This window comes from Nocardia sp. NPDC057668 (genome assembly GCF_042799795.1).
In the GTDB taxonomy this organism is placed as follows: Bacteria; Actinomycetota; Actinomycetes; order Mycobacteriales; family Mycobacteriaceae; genus Nocardia.
This window is the reverse complement of record NZ_JBHVIC010000001.1, coordinates 464,524-487,591: the sequence shown is the minus strand read 5'-3', so window position 1 is coordinate 487,591 and position 23,068 is coordinate 464,524. Positions and strand designations below refer to the sequence as shown.

The window sequence follows — 23,068 nt, the reverse complement described above, 5'->3', positions numbered from 1 at the left end:
CGCCGAACTCAGCGACCCGGGAAGCCCTCGGGCAGCAACTGGTAGTCGGCCTTGAACTTGGGCCCGGGTCCCAGACCGCGCAGCAACGCGCTGGTCCAGGCCACCGCGGGGGGCCAGCCGGTGACGGCGTTCGTGATGTGCTCGGGCACCGGCACGGTGTAGAACCGCAGGTCGGCGCCGCGATCCCAGTACGACTGCACGGTCGGCAGCACGGTGGAGGGCGGGATCAGCTCATCCCAGAAGCCGTGCCACCACAGCACCGGGGTGTCCGGGATGTGCTTGCCGAGGCTGTTGTCGCTGAGCACTTTCAAGACCTCGGGGGAGGTCTCCAGGGATTTGCCGGGCTGGAAGTACTCGCTGATCGGGCGGTACACGCCCTCGAGCGCGATGGTCGCGTAGCAGCGGTTCTGGAAGTCGGCCAGCAGGCCCTGGCCCTCGGGGGTGAGGAACTCCTCGGGCTTGAACACGTCCGGGTATTCGCGTGCGAGCGAGGCGAATCCGAGCCACATCGTGAAATTGCTGGTGCCCGCCAGGCCCGGCTGCGGCTCGGAGGCGTACTTGGCGATGCCCACCAGATCGCCGGGGGTGCCGCCGATCGCGGTGCCCAGCAGCCGGACGTCGGGCGCGTAGCTCTGGCGCAATTCCGCGGCGCGAATCGATCCGGAGCCGCCGCCGGAATAGCCGTAGAGCGCGATGCCGGAATCGGTGAGCCCGAGGCTGTTGTCGTTCTTCATCGCGCGCAGGCTGTCGAGGACCATTTTGCCCTCGTCGTAGGTGTTGAACGTATTGAACTTGCCGTCGAAGTCCGGGACGTTGATGGCGAAACCCTGCATCAGCCAGTAGATGACGAGGGCGGATTCCTTCATCGTGCCGGTCTGCAGCGTGTAGGAGGGATTGCAGCTCGAACTGGTCGAGTCGATGGCCTCCTGGAACGACACCACCGGGCGTGCGCTGCCCTGCCAGGGGATGCCCGGGGTGATGACCGAGGTCGCGGTGACGATCGGCTCGCCGTGCACGTTCTCCGAGCGGAACAGCAGCTGCCGTGTCGAGACCGGGAAGGGAATTCCGAGCACCCGGGTCTGCACTTCGCGCGAGCGCACGATATCGCCGGGCGCGTAATCGGCCAGATTCGGCGGATCGCTGTACCAGGGATCCTCACTCGGGGTGAGGATCGGCAATTGGTCGTAAAGCCAGGGCTCCGACGGCAATTGCGGGACCTGATTCTGATCCGGCGGGAAAGTGTGCGGATATTCCGGCTGCGCCGCAGCCGTAGCGGTTGCCCCCGCCGCCAAACATGCCGACATGGTCAAGACCATGAGACGGCGTCGACGAGACCTGTTCACCGAGCCTCCAAACTCCATTGTTCGGCCGATTTTCGCGGATCGGCCCATGCGACTCAGCTCACACCATGGCAATGGCGTGCGCAATCGACGGTGCGCCGAGGGCTGGATCACGTTTTTGTGCAATTGCACGAACGGCGGCGTCGCGACCTGCCCGGAATCAACGAGCGGCGCGAACGTTGCCATGCAACATGACCTCCGCGCTATCGGACACCCGTTTCTCGATCCTGGACCGTTCGCGGGTGCGCGCCGGGCAGCAGCCCGCCGCGGCACTGCGCGAGACGGTGGAGTTCGCGCGGCTCGCCGAGCAGTGGGGCTACCACCGGTTCTGGGTCGCCGAGCATCACAGCGTGCCCGGGGTGGCCGGTTCAGCGCCGACGGTGCTGGCGGCCGCGGTCGCCGCGGCCACCGATCGGATCCGGGTCGGCACCGGCGGGGTGATGCTGCCCAACCATCAGCCGCTGGTGGTCGCCGAGCAGTTCGGCACGCTCGCGGCGCTGTTCCCGGACCGCGTGGACATGGGCGTCGGCCGTTCGGTCGGCTTCACCGACGGTGTGCGCCGCGCGCTCGGGCACGGCCGGGACGACGCCGCGGATTTCGACGGGCAGCTGACCGAGCTCCTGGAGTACTTCGTGCGCGGTCGCGCCGGCGTGCACGCCTGGCCCGCCGAAGGGCTGCGCGTCCCCGCGTATCTGCTGGCTACCGGATCGGGCGCCGAACGCGCGGCCCGCTTCGGTCTGCCGCTGGTCATCGCCCCGATAGCGGGGGAGGACCGGATGATCGAGGCGATCACCAACTACCGCACCACTTTCCGGCCCACCGAATGGGGATCCGCGCCCTACGTGATCGTCTCGGCCTCGGTGGTCGTCGCCGACACGGTGGAGCAGGCCCACCGCCTGCTGCTCCCCGAGGCGTGGTCCGCCGCCTACTCCCGCACCCGAGGCGAGTTCCCGCCCCTGCTCTCCCCGGCGGCGGTCGCCCGCGAGCCCATGACCGACCGCCAGCGCCGCCTCTTCGAGGAGTCCCTGACCGGCCACATCCACGGCCCCGAGTCGACGGTCCTCCCCGAACTGACCCGCCTGATAAAGGCCACGACCGCCGACGAAATCCTGGTCCACACAAGCACATACGACCGCACGGCCCGCCTGGACTCCCACCGCCGCCTGGCCGCCGCTGTCGCGGCCCCCGCCCTGACCTGAACTAGGGGCCGCGCCTGGCTTGAACTGGGGGCGGCACCGCCCTGAACTATGGGCCGCACCCGCTCGCGCCGGGATGTGAACCCCGACTCCGGGAGTTGGCAGCGCAAACCTGTTCCCGCGCTGCCTTTTTCGCTGATCGACGGCAGACCACGACGGCCAACGCCCGGGCGATCACGCCGGACGATGGTGATCTACATTCCTATACCCGGATATGCGCATCTAAACATGAGTTCCGGGCATGGTTCGCTACGGCACACGCGGCGCCGGGCCGAGAACATTGAGCGCCGCGACGATGGAGCGCTCCTCGTACTCGAAGTGGGCTTCGAGTTGAGTTGCGAGACTGTCGAGTTCGGCGAGGAGCGCGGCCGGGTCGGTCACGCCGGGGACGTAGGACTCGACGAGGTGCTCGGGGCCGAGTTCGCCCACCCGACCGGAATCGGGTGGGCGGGGGGTCAGCGGGTGCGTTGGACCCGGGACTCGTCCCAGACCGGGGTGTCGGACTCGTAGACGACGCCGTCGGAGCCGAAGACCAGGAACCGGTCGAACTCCCGGGCGAACCAGCGGTCGTGGGTCACGGTGACCACCGTGCCCTGGAACTCGGCTATCGCCTCCTCCAGGGCGTCGGCGGAGTGGAGGTCGAGGTTGTCGGTGGGCTCGTCCAGTAGGAGCATCGTCGCGCCGGACAGCTCCAGCAGCAGGATCTGCAGGCGCGCCTGCTGGCCGCCGGACAGGTGGGCGAAGCGTTGCTCGGCGGCCTTCACCAGGCCGTAGCGGTCCAGGACGCGGCTGGCGGCCTCGCGGCCCATGCCGTCGCGGTGCTCGTCGCCGGTGTGCAGGATCTCCAGCAGGGTGCGATCGGCCAGATCGGGGCGGGAGTGGGTCTGGGCGAAGTAGCCCGGGCGCACGCGCGCGCCCAGGGCCGCGATCCCGGTGTGCGGCACCGGGGTCAGGTCCAGATCGCTGACGGGCCGGTGCTCGTGGTCGGGGTCGGTGCCGCCGGTCGCGAGCAGGCGCAGGAAGTGCGATTTGCCGGAACCGTTGGCGCCCAGCACCGCGACGCGGTCCCCGTACCAGATCTCGGCGTCGAAGGGCCGCATCAGACCGGTCAACTCCAGTTGCGTGCACACCAGCGCCCGTTTGCCGGTCCGCCCGCCGCGCAGCCGCACCGAGACGTTCTGGCGCAGCGGCACCGCCTCGGGCGGCCCGGCTTCCACGAACTTGGCCAGGCGGGTCTGCGCGGCGTGATAGCGGGCGGCGACACCGTCGTTGAACTTCGCCTTCTCACGCAGTCGCAGCACCAGGGCCTTGAGTTTGGCGTGGTCCTCGTCCCAGCGCCGCAGCAGTTCGGCCAGCCGGGCGCTGCGGTCCTCGCGGGCCTGCTGATAGGTCGCGAAGCCGCTGCCGTGAATCCAGTTCGTCGCGCCGCTGACCCCGGGCTCGAGGGTGATGATGCGGGTGGCGGCGTTGGCGATCAGTTCGCGATCGTGGCTGATGAACAGCACCGATTTGCTCGACTGCGCGATGGTGCGTTCGAGCCACTGCTTGCCGGGCACGTCCAGATAGTTGTCCGGCTCGTCCAGCAGCAGGACCTCGTCGGGTCCGGCGAACAGCGCCTCGAGCACGACGCGCTTCTGCTCGCCGCCGCTCAGTGTCGCGGTGGCACGCCATTTGGCCCGGTCGTAGTCGATGCCGAGCGCGGTGACGGTGACGTTGTCCCAGAACGTCTCCAGTTCGTAGCCGCCGACATCGCCCCAGGTGGCCAGGGCGTGCGCGTACGCCAATTGGGTTGGTTCGTCGTCGGTTTCGATGAGCGCGTTCTCGGCGTCGTCCAGCGCCCGGGCGGCCGCGCGCACGGGCGGTGCGGCCACCGACAGCAGCAGGTCGCGCACGGTGGACTCGTCGTCTATCTGGCCGATGAACTGGCGCATGATGCCGAGCGATCCGGATCTGGTGACCGCGCCGCCCTCGGGCGCGAGGTCACCGGCGATGATCTTGACCAGGGTGGTCTTGCCCGTCCCGTTCGGCCCGATCAGCGCGGCTTTGACGCCTTCGCCGATCCGGAAACTCACCCCGTCCAGGAGCTGTCGTCCGTCGGGGAGGAAGAACTCGACATCGGATACGTCTACGTGGGCCACGGGGGACCAGACAACCGCACCCGCGCGCGAACCGCAACCGAATTGGCGGTCCGCGACCTCCGATAGCCCGAAGTTGCCTGGCGGCTCACCACCATTGGGTGATGGCGCCGATCTGCCGGCCGAGTTCGGGCGCCAGCGAACGGGAGTAGCTGGCGGTGAGGTGGTGCTCGTCCCGGTAGATCAGGATGTTGCCTTCGCTGACCCGGCAGCGCTCGGGACGGCACACCGCGTTGGAGAGATCGAGCGGGAACACCGACGGATACGACGCCGCGGCCGCCCCGGCCGGATCGACCGGATCGAGCGCGATGCTGCGGTTCATGCCGCAACTGTCGTAATTGCCGTGGTAGGCAAGACAATCGACGGCCTTGTAGAACACCCCGTCCCGGCGCAGGCGCGGGGTGTCGCGCAGCGCGAGGATCTTGAGCCCGCGATCGGCCAGCGCCGACCAGACCTCGGGGAACTCCACCGGCACCTCGTCACCGTCGCTGTAGGGGCGGAAGCGGGTCGAGATGGTGAACACCCAGTCCGGCCGCTCGAGCGCGAGCTGATCGATGACCGCGACCGACCATTCCCGGCATTCGGGGAACGGGGTCTCGGAGTAGGACGGCTGATCGACCAGGGTCAGCGCGCATCCCTGCTTCAGATAGGTGACGATGCGGAAACCCTGCTGCTGGGCGAGCACCTCGAGCGCGGGAATCCAATGCTCGGAATGGGATCCGCCGACCACCGCGATGGTGCGCTCGCCGTTCGGATTGCCGTAGACGCAGCGTTTGACCTCGCTGTCCGGCACGATGCAGCCGTCCTGGGTGGGCGGCGGTGCGTCGGCGAACCCCTGGAACAGCGAGGGCCGCAAGGGTTCCGGCAGTGGAATAACCCCGCTGGTCAGCGCGCCCGCACCGGGATAGGCGGGGGACGCCGCGACCGCGGGTTCGGGCGAGGCGGCGGGACCGATGATGATCTGCCAGCCGACGGTCGCCACCAGCACCGCGACGCCCACGGCGCTGACGAACACCCCGACCACGCGCCGGTACACGGCGGTGGACAGCACCGGGGTCGTGCCGATGCCGGCGTGCCGGCGCAGCGGGGTCTCGACCAGCTGCGCGGTGATCACCGCGAGCAGCAGCGACACCCCGATCACCACCATGCCGTCGCCCAGTCCGGCGTGCACGCGGCCGCTCTCGGCCAGATAGAAGATCAGAATCGGCCAGTGCCACAGGTAGAACGGGTACGCCAGGGTGCCCAGCTCGGTGCACAGCCGACTCGCCAGCACCCGGTTGGCCCACGGCCGATGCGTGGCGGGCAGGCCCATGCCGGACAGGATGAGCAGCACGGTCGCCAGCACCGGGTACAGCGCGGCGGGCCCGGGGAATTCGCGGGCGCCGTCGAAGATCAACCCGCAGGACAGCACCATGGCCAGGCCCGCGGTGGCCGCGATCGCGCGCGCCCACTTGGGCACCCGGATCCACGGGGCGATGACCGCGATACTCGCGCCGACGAGCAGTTCCCAGGCCCGTGCGCCGGAGTCGTAGTAGGTCCACGACTGGTGCTGTCCCGCACCGATGGTCGCGTACGCGAACGAGGCGCCCGCCCCGGCGAGCAGCGGGATCAGCAGGACAACGCGACTGGCGCGCGGACTGCGGATCAGCCGGCGCACCAGCGACCACGCCGCGACCACCGCCAGGATCACCAGGTAGAACTGCCCCTGCACCGCCATCGACCACAGGTGCTGCAGCGGGCTCACCGAGGGATCGGGCGCGAGGTAATCCAGTTCGGCGGTGGCGAGATACCAGTTCTGGCTGTAGATCATCGAGGCGATGATCTGGCGGCCGATGTCCTCCCACTGGGTGTAGGGCCGCAGCAGGACCGTGGCGACGGTGATGGCGCCGAGCACCACCAGCAGCGCGGGCAGCAGCCGGCGGCCGGTGCGGCGCAGCGCGCGCACGGTGCCGGCCTTGCCCGTTGCCTCGGTGTGCCGCAACACCATCGCGGTGAAGAAGAAACCGGACAGCACCAGAAAGACGTCCACCCCGCCCGACACGCGACCCATCCACACGTGGAACGCCACGACCAGTGCGATCGCGACTCCGCGCAGCCCGTCCAGGTCCAGTCGGTAGTCCGGCCGGACGATGGGCAGGAAGTCGGTGTCGTGTTGAGAGATCTGCGAGGGCAGGCGGTTTCGCTCGACCGGCACAGTGAACGTCGCTGTGTCGGAGGTACGAATGCGCACGATCAACTCCCACTACCGGTTGGCCCCGGCCCGGAGTGCGGCGCGGGGATGCCGATGAGATTCTCGGCACAACGGCTCCCAAGATGCCCGATCACTTACGGCCCAGGCAAACTCGGACCGGAGCGGCGGCCGGGCGTGGCCGAGAAGTCGCTGGCCGCCAAGCCGATTCGCGGTGGATGGCACCCGGATCGGGTGGCTCTCGATTTGCCAATCCTGCACCTTTACGGAATCATTACCATGTAAGAGGGGCCGGGCGAAGCTGGTCGGCACGTGGCTCACGAGCCATGGTGATGTTGTATCGACCCGAGAGGAGCTGCCCGTGGCATTCACGCGACCTGCGTACTCAACAATGCTCTACCTCTTTCCCCAGCTCGATCGGCCGTAGCCGAAACTCCGCACACCCGCTCCGCCTCGCGCGCCGGTGAATTCCTGTCCTGGCGACTACCCCCGCGGTTCCGTTGTAAACGCGTCGAAGATCTCGATCGCGCATTGCATCACCGCAGGCGGCAAGGGTTTTCCCGATTGTTCCGACTTCCATATGAAGCACGCGGTCGTTTCCCGCTAGTGTGGATTTGTGAACGTCGAGGTTACACAGTTGCCCGGAATCGGGGTACGCAAGGACTTTTCGCTGACGGGCTCGCGCCGCCGGATCGGAATCATCGATCACAAGGACGGCACGATCGATCTGATCGTGAGCAAGCCGGGCAATCCCGATGCGATGGACCAGATTTCACTGTCCTCCCACGAGGCGGCGGTGCTGGCCAATCTGCTCGGCGCACCGCAGCTGGTGGCGCAATTGCAGGAGGAGCACCGCGAGTTCGGCGACATCGTGACCAGGCAGCTCACCATCGGCGCGCGGTCGCCCTACGACGGCAGGCTGCTGGGCGATACCCAGATGCGTTCGCGCACATCGGTGTCGATCGTCGCGGTCATGCGAGCCGGCCACGCGATTCCGTCCCCTAGCCCGGATTTCCTGTTCACCGCCGGTGATGTCCTCGTAGTTGTAGGTACCGCGGAAAGCCTAGGGGCTGCCGCCAGAATTTTGACGGATGGCTGAAAAGTAGATGGTGGCACACGAAACCGCGCTCGCGCTGATACAGCTGGGCGCGGTCTTTTTTGGTCTGGGATTGCTGGGAAGGGTCGCCGCGCGCATCGGAATGTCGCCGATTCCGCTGTACCTGCTCGGTGGTCTGATATTCGGTACCGGCGGTTTGATCGAGCTGAACCACGTGGACGAGTTCATTCACCTGGCCAGTGAGATCGGCGTCGTACTGCTGCTGTTGCTCCTGGGCCTGGAGTACACGGCCAATGAACTCGTCACCGGCCTGCGCAGTTCGTGGGCGGCCGGCGTGCTCGATCTGGTACTGAACGCGACGCCCGGGGTAATCGTCGCGCTCATGCTCGGCTGGGGCTTGACCGGAGCGGTCGCGATGGCGGGCGTCACCTACATCTCCTCCTCGGGCATCGTTGCCAAGGTGCTCGGCGATCTGGGCCGGCTCGGCAACCGCGAGACCCCGACGATCCTGTCCATCCTGGTCTTCGAGGATCTGGTCATGGCCGCGTATCTGCCGGTGCTGACCGCGGTGCTGGCCGGGGTGGGGTTCGCGGCCGGGCTCAAGACGCTCGGCATCGCGCTGGCGGCGGTGACGATCGTGCTCGTGGTCGCACTGCGCTACGGCAGGTACGTCTCGATGATCGTGGACAGCAAGGATCGCGAGATCTTCCTGCTCAAGCTGCTCGGCTCGGCGCTGCTGGTCGCGGGTGTGGCCTCGGCGCTGCAGGTGTCGGCGGCGGTGGGGGCGTTCCTGCTCGGCATCGCCATCTCCGGCTCGACCGCGCACACCGCCACCAAGATTCTGGAGCCGCTGCGGGATCTGTTCGCGGCCATGTTCTTCGTGCTGTTCGGGCTGAGCACCGATCCGCGCAGCATCCCGCCGGTGCTGGGCTGGGCGGTGGTGCTGGCGGTGGTGACGGTCGCGACCAAGATGGCCACCGGCTGGTGGGCGGCCAAACGGGCGGGCGCTTCGAAGTACGGCCGGGCGCGCGCGGGCACGGCCCTGGTCGCGCACGGCGAATTCTCCATCGTCATCGCGGGATTGGCGGTCACGGCCGGTGCGGTACCCGCGTCGTTCGCGGCCATGGCCACGACCTACGTGCTGATCATGGCGGTGCTGGGCCCGATCGCGGCGCGCGTGGTGGAACCGGTGCTGCATCGCTTCGACGGGCGGGCCCCGGCGGTCGCCTGAGCGGACCCATGACCGAGAAGGGGGCAGGCGCTTCAGTCGCGCAGGGCCTGCTCCCGGAGGGCGCCCAGGACGCGGGTGAGCATGCGCGAGATCTGCATCTGCGAGACGCCCAGGTGCGCGGCGATCTCGCTCTGGGTGCGATTCTCGAAGAACCGCATGACGAGCAGGTTCCGGTCGCCTTCGGCCAGGGCCTCGATGAGGGGCTTCACCGCGATGAAGTTCTCCACCAGGGTGTAGTCGGGTTCCTCGGCGCCGAGCGCGTCCAGCAGCGACAGCGCGGGATTCTCGTTCTCCGGATCCAGGGTGCTGTCGATCGAGGAGGTCCGATAGGCGTTGGCCGCGATGAGCGCCTGGGTGACCTCGATCGGATCGACCCCGAGCTCGGCGGCGAGCTCGCCGGCTTTGGGCATGCGGCCCAGTCGCTGTGCCAGCGCTTCGGTCGCCGGTCCGATGGTCTGCTGAATCTCCTTGAGCCGGCGGGGAACTCGCACCGACCAGGTGTAGTCGCGGAAGTGCCTGCGCACCTCGCCCATCACGGTGGGGACCGCGAAGGCCAGGAAGGACGAACCGTACTCGGGATCGAAGCGGTCGACCGCGTGCAGCAGTCCGACCCGGGCGATCTGCAGCAGGTCGTCGAAGTTCTCCCCACGCCCGGCGAAGCGGCGGGCGATGTGCTCGGCCAGCGGCAGGCAGCGCCGGATGAGTTCCTCGCGCAGGACCGGCCGGCGGGGGTCGGTGGCGGCGAGTGCGGCCAGTTCGACGAAGCGGGGTTCGATGTCGTCGTAGCTGTCGGGGCGGTCGCGGCGGTGGCGGGGCGGGGTCGTCGGTGTCGGTGGTGTCGCCCCGGCCGTCGCGGGGGTGGGTACGTCCTCTGCCGCTGTCTCGGCGATGAGGGTGCCGCTGCTGGACTTGCGCATTGCGTCTCCTGGAATCAGGTTGCTGCGCAGGCGTACAGGCGAGGCAGGTGGATTCGACCTCTTACTTGTGTGCGCCACCGGGTTGTCGATGGCGTCGCCCGCCGTGGTGTGGCTGGACCCGCTGCCGGAGACGGTCGGACCGCGTTCGAGGCGGCAGGTGGAAGTGGTTGCGGAACAGGCGAATCAGCCGATTCTCTGCAGCCGTTCGCCGTGCTGGTGGAACTGTGCTCTCGCCCCCGGGTCTAACAGTCGCGCGGGGGCGCGGTTCTCGCGATGCGGGGCACTGCCCGGCCGTGGAGAGCAAATGACCTGGTACGCATGTCGACCCTTCGTCGCCGTGCCGAGACGGAATCGACTGCCGGGGTCTGGGACAGCAAAGTCTGCCGTTGCACACAATTCTACGGTGGAACTGTGTTGATGACTCCAGGCTAGCAGGCACGACGACACGGCGACACCGATTGGGTCCCGCCCCCGGGTCGCCCGGGGACGGCCGGAACGCGCCACTGTCCCATACTGCTCACCGGCGTTGGCGGGAGTCGTTGTGATGCACCGGGCTTGGGCCGGCGCCGGTCCCGATCGAGGGATCCGGATCGTTCGGCGCACCGACCCGGGGTCGGCGAAACGATCTTGACTGTGACAGGGTTGGCGGCGGTCGGGCCGGGCGTGCCGTGCTGTGCGCGCGGTCGCCGGGCGAGGCAGTATTCTCTCGTCCCAGCATGCTCCGGCAGCGCGGCGCCGCGCCGTACCGGAAGGAAGGAGCGCGACCGATGTCCTTCTGGCAGCCGGTGAGCCCCGCGGGCCATCCCGCGGATCCACGCGCCGAGGCCGATCCCGCCACCCTGCCGCTCGGCCCCGAGCGCAACGGCAGGGACATGGTCATCCTGCTGGTGGAGGACGACCCGGGAGACGCGCTGCTGGTCCAGGAGCTGGTCGCCGACGCGGCACCGGGCGTCACCCTGGAATGGGTGCGGACCGTGACCCTGGCGAGCCAGTGGCTCGCCACCCAGGTCCCCGACTGCGTCCTGCTCGATCTGCATCTGCCCGATGCCCGCGGGCTCGAGGCGCTCGAGCGGATTCGCAGCGCCGCCGACGTGGCCGTGGTGGTGCTGACCGGGCTGGACGAGGAAGGGATCGGCCTGGCCGCGGTGACCGCGGGCGCGCAGGACTACCTGGTCAAGGGCCGCGTCGAACCCGAGCTGTTCGGACGAGCCGTGCGGTACGCGGTACAGCGCAAGCAGGCCGAGCGCGCGGCCGCGGCACTGCGCGTGGGCCGGATGCAGGCCCGGGAGAACGCGCGCCTGGAACGCGGGCTGCTGCCCACCCCGCTGCTGCGCGGGGAGCCGGTGGTGGACGTGGTGTCCCGCTATCGCCCCGGCAGCGCACACTCGCTGCTCGGCGGCGACTTCTACGACGTGGTGCAGGACGCCGACGGCGTGGTGCACGTGGTGATCGGCGATGTGTCCGGGCACGGCCCCGACGAGGCGGCCACCGGCGTTGCCCTGCGATTGGCCTGGCGCACACTGGTTCTCAGCGGCATCACCGGAACTCGGCAGTTGCAGCTGCTGGAACAGGTGCTGCTGGCCGAGCGCACCCGCAAACACACCTTCGTCACCGTGACCACCCTGGTGCTGCGCCCGCGCCGGCACGCGGTGCAGGTCATGCGGGCCGGGCATCCGGGCATGCTGGTGCGCACGGCAGCGGGTGTGGACTGGCTCGAGGTATCCGGTGGCCCCGCCCTGGGTTTCGCGCCGGGACAGGCCGATTGGCCCATCAGCGAACTCATCGTGCCGCCCGGCACCGGGCTCGTGCTGTTCACCGACGGGCTGTACGAGGGCCACAGCGGCGCCGGAGACGACCGCCTGGGCGAAGAGGGCCTGCTGGCGCTGGCGGGCGAGGTGGCCGCGCGCGAACCCGCGGTCTTCGTGGACGAACTCATCGGGCGCGCCGAAGCCCTGGCCGAACGGCACGGGGGACTGGACGACGACATCGCGGTCCTGTACCTGCGCTGGAACGACGATCTCCGAGAGCGGGACCACCGAGCATGAGCACACCCGAACCACCTCGTAACTGGACTCAGCGGCTGACCGTGCGGGCCTGGTTCCAACTGGTCCTCGCGGTAATGGTGCTGGTGGTGGTCGTCGGCGCGGGCCTGTCGGCGCTGGCCACCGCCAAGACCACCCGCGTCTCGGACAGATTCGGCAAGCAGATCCAGCCCGCGGTCACCCAGGCGTACCGGCTGCAGGGCGCGCTGGCCAATCAGGAGACCGGGGTGCGCGGGTACGCCCTCACCGCCGATCCGCAATTCCTGGTGCCCTTCGACGAGGGCAGGCGGGAGGAGAGCCTGGCGAGCACGCAACTGCGCACGCTGCTGCACGATCGCCCGGATCTGCTCGCGGACGTCGACGAGCTCGAGAACGCGGCCGGACTCTGGCGCAGCACCTACGCGGACCCGCTGATCGCCTCGGTCTCGAGCGGCGGCACCCGCATCCTGGATCCGGTGGCCACCGCGCGCGGCAAGGCCGCCTTCGACCGGCTGCGCGCCCATTTCACGACCCAGAACTCCAATCTCGATACCGCCGCGGCCCGCGATCGCGCCGACCTGGCGCGCACCCGCAGTGTGCGCGACGCGGCGCTCATCGGCATGGTCGCGGCGTTCCTGGTCACCGGCCTGGCGCTGACGGTCCTGGTCCGGCGATTGATCGCCCGGCCGCTGGAAGCCCTGGAAACGGCCTCGGCGCGCGTGGCGGGCGGCGATTTCGGTCATCACATCACCGTGCACGGCCCCGCCGATCTGATGACCGTGGCCGCCGCGGTCGAGGCCATGCGCCTGCGGATCGTCACCGAGCTCGAGTCCTCCCGGATCACCGAGACCAGACTCGCCGAACAGGCCACCGACCTGGATGCGCAATCGGCCGAATTGCGCCGCTCCAACGCCGAACTGGAACAGTTCGCCTACGTCGCCTCGCACGATCTGCAGGAACCGCTGCGCAAGGTGGCCTCGTTCTGTCAGCTGCTGGAGAAGCGCTACGGCGACCAGCTCGACGACCGGGCCAAGCAGTACATCGAATTCGCGGTCGACGGCGCCAAGCGCATGCAGGTGCTGATCAACGATCTGCTCACCTTCTCGCGGGTGGGCCGGGTCAACGATCACACCGCCAGCGTCGGACTGGACCACGCCCTGGACAAGGCGCTGTCCAACCTCGGTGCGGCGGTGGAGGATTCGGGCGCGCAGATCGAACGCCCGGAGCGGTTGCCCGAGGTGACCGGCGATTCGACCCTGCTGGTCATGCTGTGGCAGAACCTCATCGGCAACGCCATCAAGTTCCAGCGGCCCGGCGAGCCGCCGCGGGTGCGCATCGAGTGCGAGGCCGAACCGGGACCCGACGGCGGCCGGCGCTTCTCGGTCACCGACAACGGCATCGGCATCGCACCCGAGTTCGCCGACAAGGTCTTCGTCATCTTCCAGCGCCTGCACAGCCGTGACGAGTACACCGGCACGGGCATAGGATTGGCGCTGAGCAAGAAGATCGTGGAGTTCCACGGCGGGCGCATCTGGATCGACACCGACTACACCGGCGGCACCCGGTTCTGTTTCACCCTTGCCGAACCCGCACCGCGAGCGGTGGCCCCCGAACACCCCACCACAGAACCAGGAGTCCCCGCGTGACCGATTTCGTCCAGCCGATTGTCATCCTGCTCGTCGAGGACGATCCGGGGGACGAGCTCATGACGCGGGAGGCCTTCGAGCACAACCGGATCGGCAACACGCTGCTGGTGGTCCGGGACGGCGAAGAGGCCCTGGACTTCCTGTACCAGCGCGGCGCGCACACCGGCGCGCCCCGCCCCGATCTCATCCTGCTCGACCTCAATCTGCCCAAATACGATGGGCGGCAGGTGCTCGAGCAGATCAAGTCGGATTCGGACCTGGCGCACATCCCGGTGGTGGTGCTCACCACCTCGGCCGCCGAGGAAGACATCCTGCGCAGCTACCGGCTGCACGCCAACGCATACGTGACGAAGCCGGTCGACCTGGATCAGTTCATCTCCGCCATCAAGCAGATCGATGATTTCTTCGTCCAGGTCGTCCGGCTGCCACGATTGTCCTGAGCCGAAGAACTCACCGCCCCGCGGGACGGTGAGTTCGGGCTCGTGTTCGGCTAGGCGATGCGCAGCACGCGTTCGCTCTCCGCAGGGCCCAGCGCCTTCTCGCGCAGGGTGCTCAGCGTCTTGTTGAGGATCCGGGACACCTGCATCTGCGAGACGCCCAGGCGTTCACCGATCTGCGCCTGGGACTGGTTCTCGAAGAACCGCCAGATGAGCACCTGGCGCTCGCGCTGCGGCAGCGCGGCCAGCAGCGGGCGCACCGACATGGCGTCCTCGAGCAGCCGGTAGCTGGGCTCCTCCGCGCCGAGGGTCTCCACGACCGGAGCCGGGGCGAATTCGTCGTCGGTGCGGGAGCTGTCGAGCGAGCTGGCCTGGTAGGCGTTGCGCGCGATCATGGCCTGGGTGACCTCGACCAGATCCACGTCGAGTTCGGCGGCGATCTCGCGCGCGGTCGGCAGTCGGCCCAGCCGGTGCGAGAGGGTCTCGGTCACCTGACCGAGCTGCTGCTGCAATTCCTTGGTGCGCCGCGGCACGCGCACGGCCCAGGTGCGGTCGCGGAAGTGCCTGCGCACCTCGCCCATGATGGTGGGAACGGCGAAGGAGAGGAAGGTGGTGCCCCGCGCGGCGTCGAAGCGGTCCACGGACTGCACCAGACCCACGCGGGCGATCTGGAGCAGGTCGTCGAACGTCTCACCGCGACCGCTGAAGCGCTGGGCGATGTGCTCGGCCAGTGGCAGGCAGTCCCGGATGATCTCTTCCCGCAGCGCGGCGTGCCGGGCAACGTCGCCCGCACAGTCCGCCAGCTGCTCGAACCGCGGCTCGATGTCGTCGTAGCTGTTGCCGGCCGTGCGCGCCGGCCGACCCTTCTGGGTGCGAAGTTGCGCCTCGGACATGAGGTTTCCTAACTCCCGTTCCATTCCGACTGTGGTGGCGGTTTACCCGGGTCCGCGTTACTCAAACGTGATCGGTCGCAATATATCCGACGGGACCGTGGATAAGGACCGGCCGCCGTGAGAGTGAACCCGGGCAGGGTACTCTGCCCGGACCGGGCGATGGGGAAGCACGCGGGAACGGAGAATGCCATGGGGACGACGGTTGGACTGCGGGTACCCGCGACACCGGACCATTTGACGATGCTGCGGGCGCTCGCCGAAACCGTCACGCTGGTGGCCGATTTCGGCCTGGGTGAGGTGAACGACATCCGGCTGGCGCTGGACGAGGTGGCGACCCTGCTGATGCTGGCCGCGGTGCCCGGGTCGATGCTCGACTGCGAGCTGACCTATGACGAGCAGGAACTGGCCGTGCGGGTCGCCGGCGTCGCCGGGTCCGAGGACGCGCTGGACGAGCACGGGCTCAGCTGGCACATCGTGCGCTCGCTGACCGATTCGCTGGTCACCGACCAGGGTGTGTACGCGATTCCGGCCGGGGGCTACCCGACCGTGGTGGAGTTCCGGCGACTACGCGACGCGCGCCGCAACAGCACGCGCTGAACCCGCCGCCCGAAGGCGGCGGGTTCAGGGGATTGTTCGAGCGGGCGCCGTCAGGCGTCCGCGGCGAGCGCTTCTTCCAGCGTGCCGTAGACCGCGAGCAGGTCGCCGAGTCCGGTGAGTTCCACCGGCCGGCGCACGGGGGCCGAGGCCACCACGCGGAACTGCCGGCCCGCGGTGACCTCGAGGGCCTCCACCAGCACGCTCAAACCGGCCGAGCCGAAGAATCCGACCTCGGTCAGGTCCATGACGAGCACGGGGGATTCACCGGCCACGGCCTCGGCCACCGCGGCCGAGAGCTTGGGCGCGGAGACCATGTCCACCTCGCCCGAGGCGGACAGCACCATCGCGGACTCGACCGCGTGCATCCGGACGATCAGTTCCCTCATCGCACGGCCCGCCCGTCGGTTCCGGCGGCACACATGAAGAGCCCGGCACACCGGCCGGGATGTTGCCCAATACGTCCGATTCCGTCCATCGACACCGTTAGCTACCTCCGGATACATGGCGTCGGCAGGAGTCCACTGCGCGCGCTCACCGCCACCCTATTCGAGTGATGATGGCAGCGGCAAAAGTTGCGGTATTCGACTCGTTCCGGTTACTGGAACCGAACCCGGCGGTCACCGTCGAGGCCTGCGGGCGACGGGGGAACATTCCCCGCGCCCAATCCTTTTCGTGCATCGTGGCCGGCCGCTACCGGCCCAGCGGGAGCCGGATGTACAGCGTGGTGCCGCCCGGTCCGGTGTGTCGTCGTACCAGGTCCGCGACCTGATTGACGATCAGCAGGCCGCGTCCGCCGGGGCGGTGGGCCGGGGCGGGCAGCCGACCGGCCAAGGGGTCGGCGATATGGCCCGCGTCGCGCACCTGGCAGCACAGGTGGGGGCCCTGCGACCAGAGTGCGAGGGTGCCCTTGCCGCCGCCGTGCACCACCGAATTGGTGGTGGTCTCACCGATGACCAGTTCGGCGTCCAGCAGATTGTCGGCGCTCATGCCCGCCTGTGTGGCGTACTCCACCGCCGCGTGCCGGACCTCGGACAGGGTCGTGGCGTCGAACGCGTAGGTGGTCGCGGTCGCGGGCGGATCGGCCAGCGGCTGGTTGTAGATCGCCACGATGTGGTCGGGATCATATGCGGTACTGACACTCTCGCCCGCGCCGTCGATCAGCGTGGGGTGGGTCGCGTACGCGTCGGCGACCATGTGCGCGGGCAGCGTGCTCAGGTCGTACGGGCACAGAATGGTGGCCGCACGTCCGGCGAAGGCGGAGTTGACCAGGGCCTCGTGCAACGCACAGGCCGGGTATTCGGCCTCGGAGCGTTCGGCCCAGACCGGTTCGCCGATGATGCGCACGCGGTCGGCCGGGTGCGCGTCGGTGAAGGCCCGCAGCACCCCGGGGATGATGCGCCCGGGATTGCGGCCCTCGATCGTCATGTCGAGTAGTCGAACCCGATCGGCGTCCTCGCCCAGCGCCGTGCGCAGCAGCGCCAATTTGGCCGTGGGTACCGACACCGCGACAGGTTCGCCGAGGGTCAGGCCCTCTCTGATGAAACGCAATGTGCCCGCGAGGTATTCGTCGCTGTCACGGTAGAAGAGCGCCGGGTGCACGAAGGGATTCGTAGTCGCGGCTGTGGTCATCGGCAAGCGGCCCCGATCGTCGGTTGCCCGGAGAACGCTGTCGCCTGGCGCCACGCCGCGCGCGGTCTCCGGGAGGGGAAACTAAACGCATATGCTACGCGTCGTTCCGGAGGGTGGAAGTTCAGCTCCGGCCGGCTTCGCCCCGGGTGGTCCACGGCCCCGGCGCCTGGTCGGCGAATTGTCCGCGTGTGCGGGAGAAGCGGACCGCGATCGGGAACCCGGACAGCGCCCGGTCGAACGGTTCGGTGGTGACGTGCACGCCGTCGGTGAGCGAGCGCAGCATGTGCCAGCCCACCCCGTCGGTCTCGAATCCGGAGAGCGCGTCGATGACCCCGTGTATGTGGACGCCCATGCTGTAGTCGTCGCAGTGGAACCGGCAGTCGATCTCGGTGCCCGGCACCGCCGCCCGGACCAGCGCCGAAGCCACTTCGTCCACCGCTATGCGCAGGTCAACCGCGGTGTCTATGCCGAAGTCGGCTATCAGGCATACGGTCTCGGCGAGCGCGCGCAGCGTGCCGAGTTGCCCGGCCACCGCCGGGGTGCGCACCGCGACCTCGGTGTAGTTCGGCGTGGGCGGCGGCGCGGGCTGCGGCGGCTCGGGTGCGACCCTGAGGTGCGCACCGGCCGGTCCGCGCCGTGACCTGCTATTTCCCATGTCCCGTGTTCTGAATTGCCCCGTCATCTCACATCGCCCCTGGCATCCGATAGGCAGTGTTGTCGTCCGATCTGCACGTTGTTCTGCTACTGGCCTACCCGGGGATGTGCGAGCGAAAACGTAGCGATTCGGAGAGCCGTTTCACTCCGGTCGATCTTGCGCGGTCGGGGGTGCGATTGTGAGCGAGACCACCTCGGACATTAATGAAAACGGTTGCCATTATGGTTAAGCTACCGAAGTCATTGCGGCGCACGCCGTAATCCGCACCGCGACAACGTCGTTCGGTGGCCGAGTGTTTGCGTGCGCTGTGCCCCAAGGCAATCGGTAGTGAAAACGGAGTTTTCTTGACCACGGCAATGCACATTCTGACCCGCACCGATCTCGCGGATGTCGAGCTGACCCCGGCCGAGGCGATCGCACTCGTCGAAGAGGGATACCGGGCCTTCGCGCACGGCGTCTCGGCCTGTCCGGTCAAACTCATGATGCCGGTCCCGGCGGCGGAGCGGGACGCGGTCGCGTATTCGATGCTGGGCTACGACGGCTGGCTGGACCAGGTCGGGTTCAAGACGTCCTATCGGCAGGGCAGCGAGAGCGCCGAGAAGTACTACACCACCATCAGCCTGTACGACGACACCACCGGCAGGCCCTTCGCGTTGATGGACTGCCAGCGCATCGGCGCCACCCGCACCCCGGCGACCACCGCGATCATTGCGAAACTCTGCGCCCGCCCCGGCGCGACGAGCGCGCTCATGATCGGCACCGGGATCCAGGGCCGAAACACCCTGCCGTATCTGCTGACCGCGCTGCCCGGACTGGAACGCCTGCGACTGTTCGGAACCCATCCGGACGGCATCGCCGAGAGCGTGCGGGTCATGCGGCGCTGGTTCCCCGATCGCGAGATCGAACTGGTCGGTGACGTGCCCGCGGCGGTGGCCGAATCCGACATCGTCGTGGTCGCCTCGGGGCGCGCCGCGCATCCCCGGGTGCGCACCGATGGGCTGCCGCCCGGCGGGCTGCTGATCTCGGTGGCGTCCAAGGGAATCGAGAGCGGTGCGCTCGGGCAGGCCGACTATGTGATCGCCACCAGTTCGGGCCAATTGGGCGTCACCGGTGCGCGTTTGGCCGGACACGGTGGTTTCGCCGGCGTCGACGCCGAACTGCCGGAGGTGGTGGCCGGGCGGATCCCGGGGCGGCGCGCGGACACCGAGCGGGTGTTCGTGTTCTCCTCCGGAATGATCATCACCGATATCCCGGTCGCCCACGCCCTGGCCACCCGCGCGGTGGCGGCCGGACGCGGACAGCGGGTGGAACTGTGGACGTGAACACCTCCGAGGCCCTGGCCGGCTTGCCCGCCCTGCCCGCGCTCGAGCGCGACTGGCAGCTCGCGGCCCGCACCGATCCGTGGCTGCTGCACGACATCCGGCACGCGGTCGACGGGCCGTTCCACCTGCTGTACCCCGAACAATTCGCGGACAACCTGCGCGCGTTCCAGCGCGTGCTGGCCGATCACGAGGTTCGCGGGCAGGTGTACTTCGGCAAGAAGGCCAACAAGGCCGGCTGCTGGCTGCCCGAGGTCGCCGCGCTGGACGCGGGCGTGGACGTGGCCAGCGTTCCGGAGTTGGTGCACGCGCTGGCCGCGGGCGTTCGCGGGTGCGACATCGGCGTGACCGGCGCCGCCAAGAGCGATGAGCTGCTGCGCCTGGCCGTCCGGCACGGGAGCGTCATCGCGGTGGACGCGCTCGACGAGCTGGAACGGCTCGCCGCCGTCGCCACCGCCGCCGCGCCGGTTCGCGTCCTGCTGCGCCGCCTGCCCCCGGGCGCACCGCACAGTCGATTCGGGCTGTCGGACAGCGAATTACGGTCCGCGCTCGAACGCTGCCTCGGGCTGCCGCAGCTGCGGATGATCGGTTTCTCCTTCCACCTCGACGGTTACGAGGCGGCCCCGCGCGCCGAACTGGCCTACGAATCGATCCGGATGAGCGTGGCCGCCCGGCGCGCGGGCCTGCCGATCACCGCGCTGTCCATCGGCGGCGGCTTCGCGTGCCGCTACGTGTCCGACGCCGACTGGACCGAGTTCGAGGACCGGCGCACCGGCGAATGGTTCCACGCCGGAAAGCATTTCGAGAAGTTCTACCCCTACGCCCAGGGGCCGACCGGGCCGGACATGCTCGCGGCCATCCTGGCCGCGGAGTTCGACGGCCGCACCCTCGCCGCGCACCTGCGGCGCCACGAGCTCGAGGTGTTCCTCGAACCGGGCCGGGCCCTGCTCATCGACGCCGGATTCACGGTGTTCCCGGTCCTGGGCTTCAAACAGCACGACGCGCACGGCATCACCACCGTGCAGGGCCTGAGCATGAGCCTGTCCGAACAGTGGAAGGGCAGCGAGTTCCTGCCCGATCCGATCCTGGTGCCCGCCAGCGCCGACCGTGAACCCCGGCCCGTGTACTCGTGCGTGGGCGGATCGAGCTGCATGGAGTACGACGTGCTCACCTGGCGCAAGGTGCGGATGAGTCAGCGGCCCGCGCACGGTGACCTGCTGCTGTACCCCAATACCGCCGGCTATCAGATGGACAAGAACGAAAGCGAATTCCACCAATTACCGCTACCGCCGAAAATCGTGCTCAGCCACCGGGACGGCCGGCCGCGCTGGAGGCTGGATCGATGACCGCCACCCACCTGCCCTGGCATCGGGAGAACGTGGTCACCCACGCCTCGGAACTGATCGGCTCCACCCCGATGCTCGAACTCGTGCGCACCGGTGCGGGCAGCAGACTGCTGCTCAAACTCGAGCAGTTCAATCCGACCGGGTCGGCGAAGGTCCGCATGGCCCGGGAGATGGTGCTGCAGGCCGAACTCGACGGCCGGCTCGCGCCCGGCGGGCACATCGTGGAACCCACCTCCGGCAACACCGGCGCGGGCCTGGCCCTGATCGCGCTCGAACGCGGCTACACCTTCACCGCGGTCGTGGACTCGCATGCGGCGCGGGACAAGCTGCGGGCCATGCGGGCCATGGGCGCGCAGCTGGTGCACGTGGAGTGCGACGGCGACGGGCCCGGTACGGTCGAACGCCGCCGGGTCGCGGGCGAGATCGCCGAGCGAACCGGGGCGTACCGGCCCGATCAGCACAACAATCCGAGCAACAACGCGGGCTATCGGGCACTGGCGGGGGAACTGCTCGCCGATCTCGACACCGATGTCGACCAGCTGATCGGCGCGGTCGGCACCGGCGGATCCCTCTGCGGCACAGTCGAAGAGCTGCGCCGGCTCGGCTCGCGCGTGCACGCCATCGGGGTCGAACCGGCGGGGTCGACCATCTTCGGCGGACCGGCCGGGACCTACTGGCAGAGCGGTGCGGGCAGTCCGGGCGGCTTCCCGATCGGCGACAACGTGCGTCGCGAACTCATCGACGAGAGCTACCGGGTCGGTGACGCGGCGGCCTTCGCGACCGCGCGGGTGGTGGCCCGGCGCACCGGCATTCTGATCGGCGGCACCGGCGGCGCGGCGGTGCACGTCGCGCTGCGCCGGCTGGTGCATCTCGCACCCGGCAGCACCGCGGTCGTGCTGGTCTGTGACGCGGGGGAGAAGTACCTCGACACCGTGTACGACGATCAGTGGCTGGCCGCGCGCGGGCTGCTGGACGAGGCTCTGGGACAACGCATCACGCGCTGGTGCCGTGCCTACGACGAATCGGTTCGACTGGCCGGGGCGGCCGGGAGCGTCGTGGGCGCATGAACACACGCGAGTATCGCGCGATCGTCGCGATGGCCGCGCCCATCGCCGGACTGCAGGTGGCCCAGGTCGCCTTGACCACGGTCGATCTGGCGATGATGGGCCTGCTGGGTGTGACCGCGGTCGCGGCCGGCGGACTGGCGCTGCTGCTGTACAACCAGCTGCGCACCATGTGCGTGGGCATGGTGACCGGGGTCGGCAACATGATCGCCGCGGCCGCGGGGAGCGGGGAGAAGCGCACCGGCACAGCGGCATTGGACGAGCAGGCGCGGGCGGAGATCCGCGGCTACGTGCGGGCCGCGCTCGCGGTCGCCACCGGCACCGCCGGCGCGGGCGCGCTGGCGTTGATCGGGCTCGCGTCCGCGCTGGGCAGGCTCGGCCAGGATCCCGAGGTGCTGCGCCTGGCGCGGCCGATCCTGTGGACCCTGGCCCCGGGGCTGGTGCCCATGCTCTGGCTGAACGTGTTGCGCCAGTTCGCCGTCGGCCTGCGCCGGGCCGGATCGCTGCTGCGGATCACCCTGATCTCGATCGGGGTCAACGCACTGCTGAACGCGCTGTTCATCTTCGGCTGGTTCGGACTGCCGAAGCTCGGCCCGGCCGGAATCGGGCTGGCCACCACCCTGGTGCTGTGCTGGACGTGCGCGACCTACCTGGTGACGGTGCGCCGCGATCCGGTGCTCGGGGAGCTGCTGTCGGTGCGGGCGTGGCGGGCCGAACCCGCGACGGTGCGCCGCATCGTCCGCCTGGGCACGCCGATTGCCCTGACCTACGGCGCCGAAGCCGCGATCACCTCGATCGCCACCCTGCTCATCGGTGCGTTCGGGCCGGTCGCGCTGGCCGCGAGCACCATCGTCAATCAGCTGGCCTACATCGTCTACCAGGTGAACATCGGTCTGTCCCAGGGCTCTTCGATTCTGGTCAGCCGCACGGTGGGCCGGGGCGAGTGGTCGCTGGTGCGCGGCATCGCGCGGCGCACCTTCGTGCTGGGCTTCGCGTTCATGACGGTGATCGGCGGGGTGTACCTGCTGTTCCCGGACGCGGTGCTGGCTCCGTTCTTCGGCGCGGACCGCGACAATGCCGACGTGGTGGCCGCGGCTTCGGCCCTCCTGTGGTTCGCCATCGTGCAGCAGTACTGCAAGGGTTCGCAGAACCTGTGCATCGGACTGCTGCGCGGCATCGGCCGGACCGCGGCGGGACTGCGCGACACCCTCGTCGGCTACTTCGCGCTGGGCGTGCCCGCGATGGTGGTGTTCGGCCCGATTCTGGGGTGGGGCGCGCCGGGCGTCTGGGCGGGGCTGTGCCTGGGCTTCGCCGCCACCGCGGCGCTGGTGTGGCGCAGCTTCGCGCGGCACTCGGCCGATATCGCCGGGCGGGAGGTGACGACGGTGGCCTGAACG

20 protein-coding genes are annotated in these 23,068 nt (G+C 69.1%); 11 read left to right on the top strand and 9 right to left on the bottom strand.

Translation table 11 applies throughout. The features are described 5' to 3' along the window. Window positions 1-8: 8 nt before the first annotated feature. Complete coding sequence (locus ACFVBH_RS02300) at window positions 9-1,304, bottom strand: lipase family protein (protein WP_378999007.1); 1,296 nt, start codon at window positions 1,302-1,304, stop codon at window positions 9-11. Window positions 1,305-1,531: 227 nt separating this feature from the next. Between ACFVBH_RS02300 and ACFVBH_RS02295 the strand changes: the two genes are divergently transcribed. Beyond that, window positions 1,532-2,539: an MsnO8 family LLM class oxidoreductase gene (locus ACFVBH_RS02295; protein ID WP_378999005.1), complete on the top strand. Its 1,008-nt coding sequence runs from the start codon at window positions 1,532-1,534 to the stop codon at window positions 2,537-2,539. Between the two features lie 246 nt (window positions 2,540-2,785). On the opposite strand, the gene ACFVBH_RS02290 is transcribed toward ACFVBH_RS02295, so the two are convergent. The 3 genes from ACFVBH_RS02290 to ACFVBH_RS02280 all read right to left on the bottom strand — a co-directional run bounded on the left by ACFVBH_RS02290 (window position 2,786) and on the right by ACFVBH_RS02280 (window position 6,901). Further along, the gene (locus ACFVBH_RS02290; RefSeq protein ID WP_378999003.1) at window positions 2,786-2,965 is read right to left on the bottom strand and encodes a hypothetical protein; all 180 of its coding nucleotides are present in this window, start codon (window positions 2,963-2,965) and stop codon (window positions 2,786-2,788) included. A gap of 26 nt (window positions 2,966-2,991) precedes the next feature. Further along, window positions 2,992-4,674, bottom strand: coding sequence for an ATP-binding cassette domain-containing protein (locus ACFVBH_RS02285; protein WP_354985314.1), 1,683 nt, complete (start codon window positions 4,672-4,674; stop codon window positions 2,992-2,994). A gap of 85 nt (window positions 4,675-4,759) precedes the next feature. Continuing rightward, window positions 4,760-6,901, bottom strand: a complete 2,142-nt coding sequence (locus tag ACFVBH_RS02280; RefSeq protein WP_378999001.1) for an acyltransferase family protein — start codon at window positions 6,899-6,901, stop codon at window positions 4,760-4,762. A 574-nt stretch (window positions 6,902-7,475) separates the two neighbouring features. Between ACFVBH_RS02280 and ACFVBH_RS02275 the strand changes: the two genes are divergently transcribed. Then, complete coding sequence (locus tag ACFVBH_RS02275) at window positions 7,476-7,958, top strand: TrkA C-terminal domain-containing protein (RefSeq protein WP_354985316.1); 483 nt, start codon at window positions 7,476-7,478, stop codon at window positions 7,956-7,958. Window positions 7,959-7,965: 7 nt separating this feature from the next. Continuing rightward, on the top strand, window positions 7,966-9,147 hold the full coding sequence (locus ACFVBH_RS02270; protein ID WP_378998999.1) for a cation:proton antiporter: 1,182 nt from the start codon (window positions 7,966-7,968) through the stop codon (window positions 9,145-9,147). 32 nt (window positions 9,148-9,179) lie between these two features. Here the strand turns inward: ACFVBH_RS02270 and ACFVBH_RS02265 are convergent, their stop codons facing one another. Beyond that, complete coding sequence (locus tag ACFVBH_RS02265; protein WP_354985318.1) at window positions 9,180-10,064, bottom strand: RNA polymerase sigma factor SigF; 885 nt, start codon at window positions 10,062-10,064, stop codon at window positions 9,180-9,182. A gap of 767 nt (window positions 10,065-10,831) precedes the next feature. On the opposite strand from ACFVBH_RS02265, the gene ACFVBH_RS02260 reads away from it, so the two are divergent. Genes ACFVBH_RS02260 through ACFVBH_RS02250 form a run of 3 tightly spaced genes read left to right on the top strand, consistent with a single transcriptional unit; the run spans window position 10,832 to window position 14,171 of the window. After that, on the top strand, window positions 10,832-12,109 hold the full coding sequence (locus tag ACFVBH_RS02260) for a PP2C family protein-serine/threonine phosphatase (protein ID WP_378998996.1): 1,278 nt from the start codon (window positions 10,832-10,834) through the stop codon (window positions 12,107-12,109). Continuing rightward, window positions 12,106-13,731 (top strand): CHASE3 domain-containing protein, encoded by a 1,626-nt coding sequence (locus ACFVBH_RS02255; RefSeq protein WP_378998993.1) that lies wholly within the window; start codon window positions 12,106-12,108, stop codon window positions 13,729-13,731. The genes ACFVBH_RS02260 and ACFVBH_RS02255 overlap by 4 nt, the downstream gene beginning before the upstream one ends. After that, window positions 13,728-14,171: a response regulator gene (locus ACFVBH_RS02250; RefSeq protein WP_354985320.1), complete on the top strand. Its 444-nt coding sequence runs from the start codon at window positions 13,728-13,730 to the stop codon at window positions 14,169-14,171. The genes ACFVBH_RS02255 and ACFVBH_RS02250 overlap by 4 nt, the downstream gene beginning before the upstream one ends. A gap of 50 nt (window positions 14,172-14,221) precedes the next feature. On the opposite strand, the gene ACFVBH_RS02245 is transcribed toward ACFVBH_RS02250, so the two are convergent. After that, on the bottom strand, window positions 14,222-15,061 hold the full coding sequence (locus tag ACFVBH_RS02245; RefSeq protein WP_354985321.1) for an RNA polymerase sigma factor SigF: 840 nt from the start codon (window positions 15,059-15,061) through the stop codon (window positions 14,222-14,224). Between the two features lie 189 nt (window positions 15,062-15,250). Between ACFVBH_RS02245 and ACFVBH_RS02240 the strand changes: the two genes are divergently transcribed. Next, window positions 15,251-15,658, top strand: a complete 408-nt coding sequence (locus tag ACFVBH_RS02240) for an anti-sigma factor (RefSeq protein ID WP_354985322.1) — start codon at window positions 15,251-15,253, stop codon at window positions 15,656-15,658. 50 nt (window positions 15,659-15,708) lie between these two features. Here the strand turns inward: ACFVBH_RS02240 and ACFVBH_RS02235 are convergent, their stop codons facing one another. The 3 genes from ACFVBH_RS02235 to ACFVBH_RS02225 all read right to left on the bottom strand — a co-directional run bounded on the left by ACFVBH_RS02235 (window position 15,709) and on the right by ACFVBH_RS02225 (window position 17,942). Next, on the bottom strand, window positions 15,709-16,044 hold the full coding sequence (locus tag ACFVBH_RS02235) for an STAS domain-containing protein (RefSeq protein WP_354985323.1): 336 nt from the start codon (window positions 16,042-16,044) through the stop codon (window positions 15,709-15,711). Between the two features lie 304 nt (window positions 16,045-16,348). Further along, entirely contained in the window at window positions 16,349-17,287 is a 939-nt protein-coding gene (locus ACFVBH_RS02230; RefSeq protein ID WP_378998989.1) for an anti-sigma factor RsbA family regulatory protein, read from the bottom strand. 121 nt (window positions 17,288-17,408) lie between these two features. After that, complete coding sequence (locus ACFVBH_RS02225) at window positions 17,409-17,942, bottom strand: ATP-binding protein (protein WP_378998986.1); 534 nt, start codon at window positions 17,940-17,942, stop codon at window positions 17,409-17,411. 344 nt (window positions 17,943-18,286) lie between these two features. On the opposite strand from ACFVBH_RS02225, the gene ACFVBH_RS02220 reads away from it, so the two are divergent. From ACFVBH_RS02220 to ACFVBH_RS02205, 4 genes are read left to right on the top strand one after another with little or no spacing between them, the layout of a single operon-like run. Further along, window positions 18,287-19,264, top strand: coding sequence for an ornithine cyclodeaminase (locus tag ACFVBH_RS02220; RefSeq protein WP_378998984.1), 978 nt, complete (start codon window positions 18,287-18,289; stop codon window positions 19,262-19,264). Beyond that, window positions 19,261-20,607 carry an alanine racemase gene (locus ACFVBH_RS02215; protein WP_378998982.1) on the top strand — a complete coding sequence of 449 codons (1,347 nt, stop codon included), beginning with the start codon at window positions 19,261-19,263 and terminating at the stop codon, window positions 20,605-20,607. Before ACFVBH_RS02220 ends, ACFVBH_RS02215 begins: the two co-directional genes overlap by 4 nt. Further along, window positions 20,604-21,674, top strand: coding sequence for a PLP-dependent cysteine synthase family protein (locus tag ACFVBH_RS02210; protein WP_378998980.1), 1,071 nt, complete (start codon window positions 20,604-20,606; stop codon window positions 21,672-21,674). Before ACFVBH_RS02215 ends, ACFVBH_RS02210 begins: the two co-directional genes overlap by 4 nt. Then, window positions 21,671-23,065, top strand: coding sequence for an MATE family efflux transporter (locus ACFVBH_RS02205; RefSeq protein WP_378998978.1), 1,395 nt, complete (start codon window positions 21,671-21,673; stop codon window positions 23,063-23,065). The genes ACFVBH_RS02210 and ACFVBH_RS02205 overlap by 4 nt, the downstream gene beginning before the upstream one ends. Window positions 23,066-23,068 lie beyond the last annotated feature (3 nt).

Bases quoted from the DNA above. Each gene is read 5' to 3' on its own strand.
- ACFVBH_RS02300 (WP_378999007.1), bottom strand. From the start codon at position 1,304: ATGTCGGCATGTTTGGCGGCGGGGGCAACCGCTACGGCTGCGGCGCAG.
- ACFVBH_RS02295 (WP_378999005.1), top strand. From the start codon at position 1,532: ATGACCTCCGCGCTATCGGACACCCGTTTCTCGATCCTGGACCGTTCG.
- ACFVBH_RS02270 (WP_378998999.1), top strand. From the start codon at position 7,966: ATGGTGGCACACGAAACCGCGCTCGCGCTGATACAGCTGGGCGCGGTC.
- ACFVBH_RS02265 (WP_354985318.1), bottom strand. From the start codon at position 10,064: ATGCGCAAGTCCAGCAGCGGCACCCTCATCGCCGAGACAGCGGCAGAG.
- ACFVBH_RS02260 (WP_378998996.1), top strand. From the start codon at position 10,832: ATGTCCTTCTGGCAGCCGGTGAGCCCCGCGGGCCATCCCGCGGATCCA.
- ACFVBH_RS02255 (WP_378998993.1), top strand. From the start codon at position 12,106: ATGAGCACACCCGAACCACCTCGTAACTGGACTCAGCGGCTGACCGTG.
- ACFVBH_RS02245 (WP_354985321.1), bottom strand. From the start codon at position 15,061: ATGTCCGAGGCGCAACTTCGCACCCAGAAGGGTCGGCCGGCGCGCACG.
- ACFVBH_RS02240 (WP_354985322.1), top strand. From the start codon at position 15,251: ATGGGGACGACGGTTGGACTGCGGGTACCCGCGACACCGGACCATTTG.
- ACFVBH_RS02235 (WP_354985323.1), bottom strand. From the start codon at position 16,044: ATGAGGGAACTGATCGTCCGGATGCACGCGGTCGAGTCCGCGATGGTG.
- ACFVBH_RS02230 (WP_378998989.1), bottom strand. From the start codon at position 17,287: ATGACCACAGCCGCGACTACGAATCCCTTCGTGCACCCGGCGCTCTTC.
- ACFVBH_RS02225 (WP_378998986.1), bottom strand. From the start codon at position 17,942: ATGGGAAATAGCAGGTCACGGCGCGGACCGGCCGGTGCGCACCTCAGG.
- ACFVBH_RS02210 (WP_378998980.1), top strand. From the start codon at position 20,604: ATGACCGCCACCCACCTGCCCTGGCATCGGGAGAACGTGGTCACCCAC.
- ACFVBH_RS02205 (WP_378998978.1), top strand. From the start codon at position 21,671: ATGAACACACGCGAGTATCGCGCGATCGTCGCGATGGCCGCGCCCATC.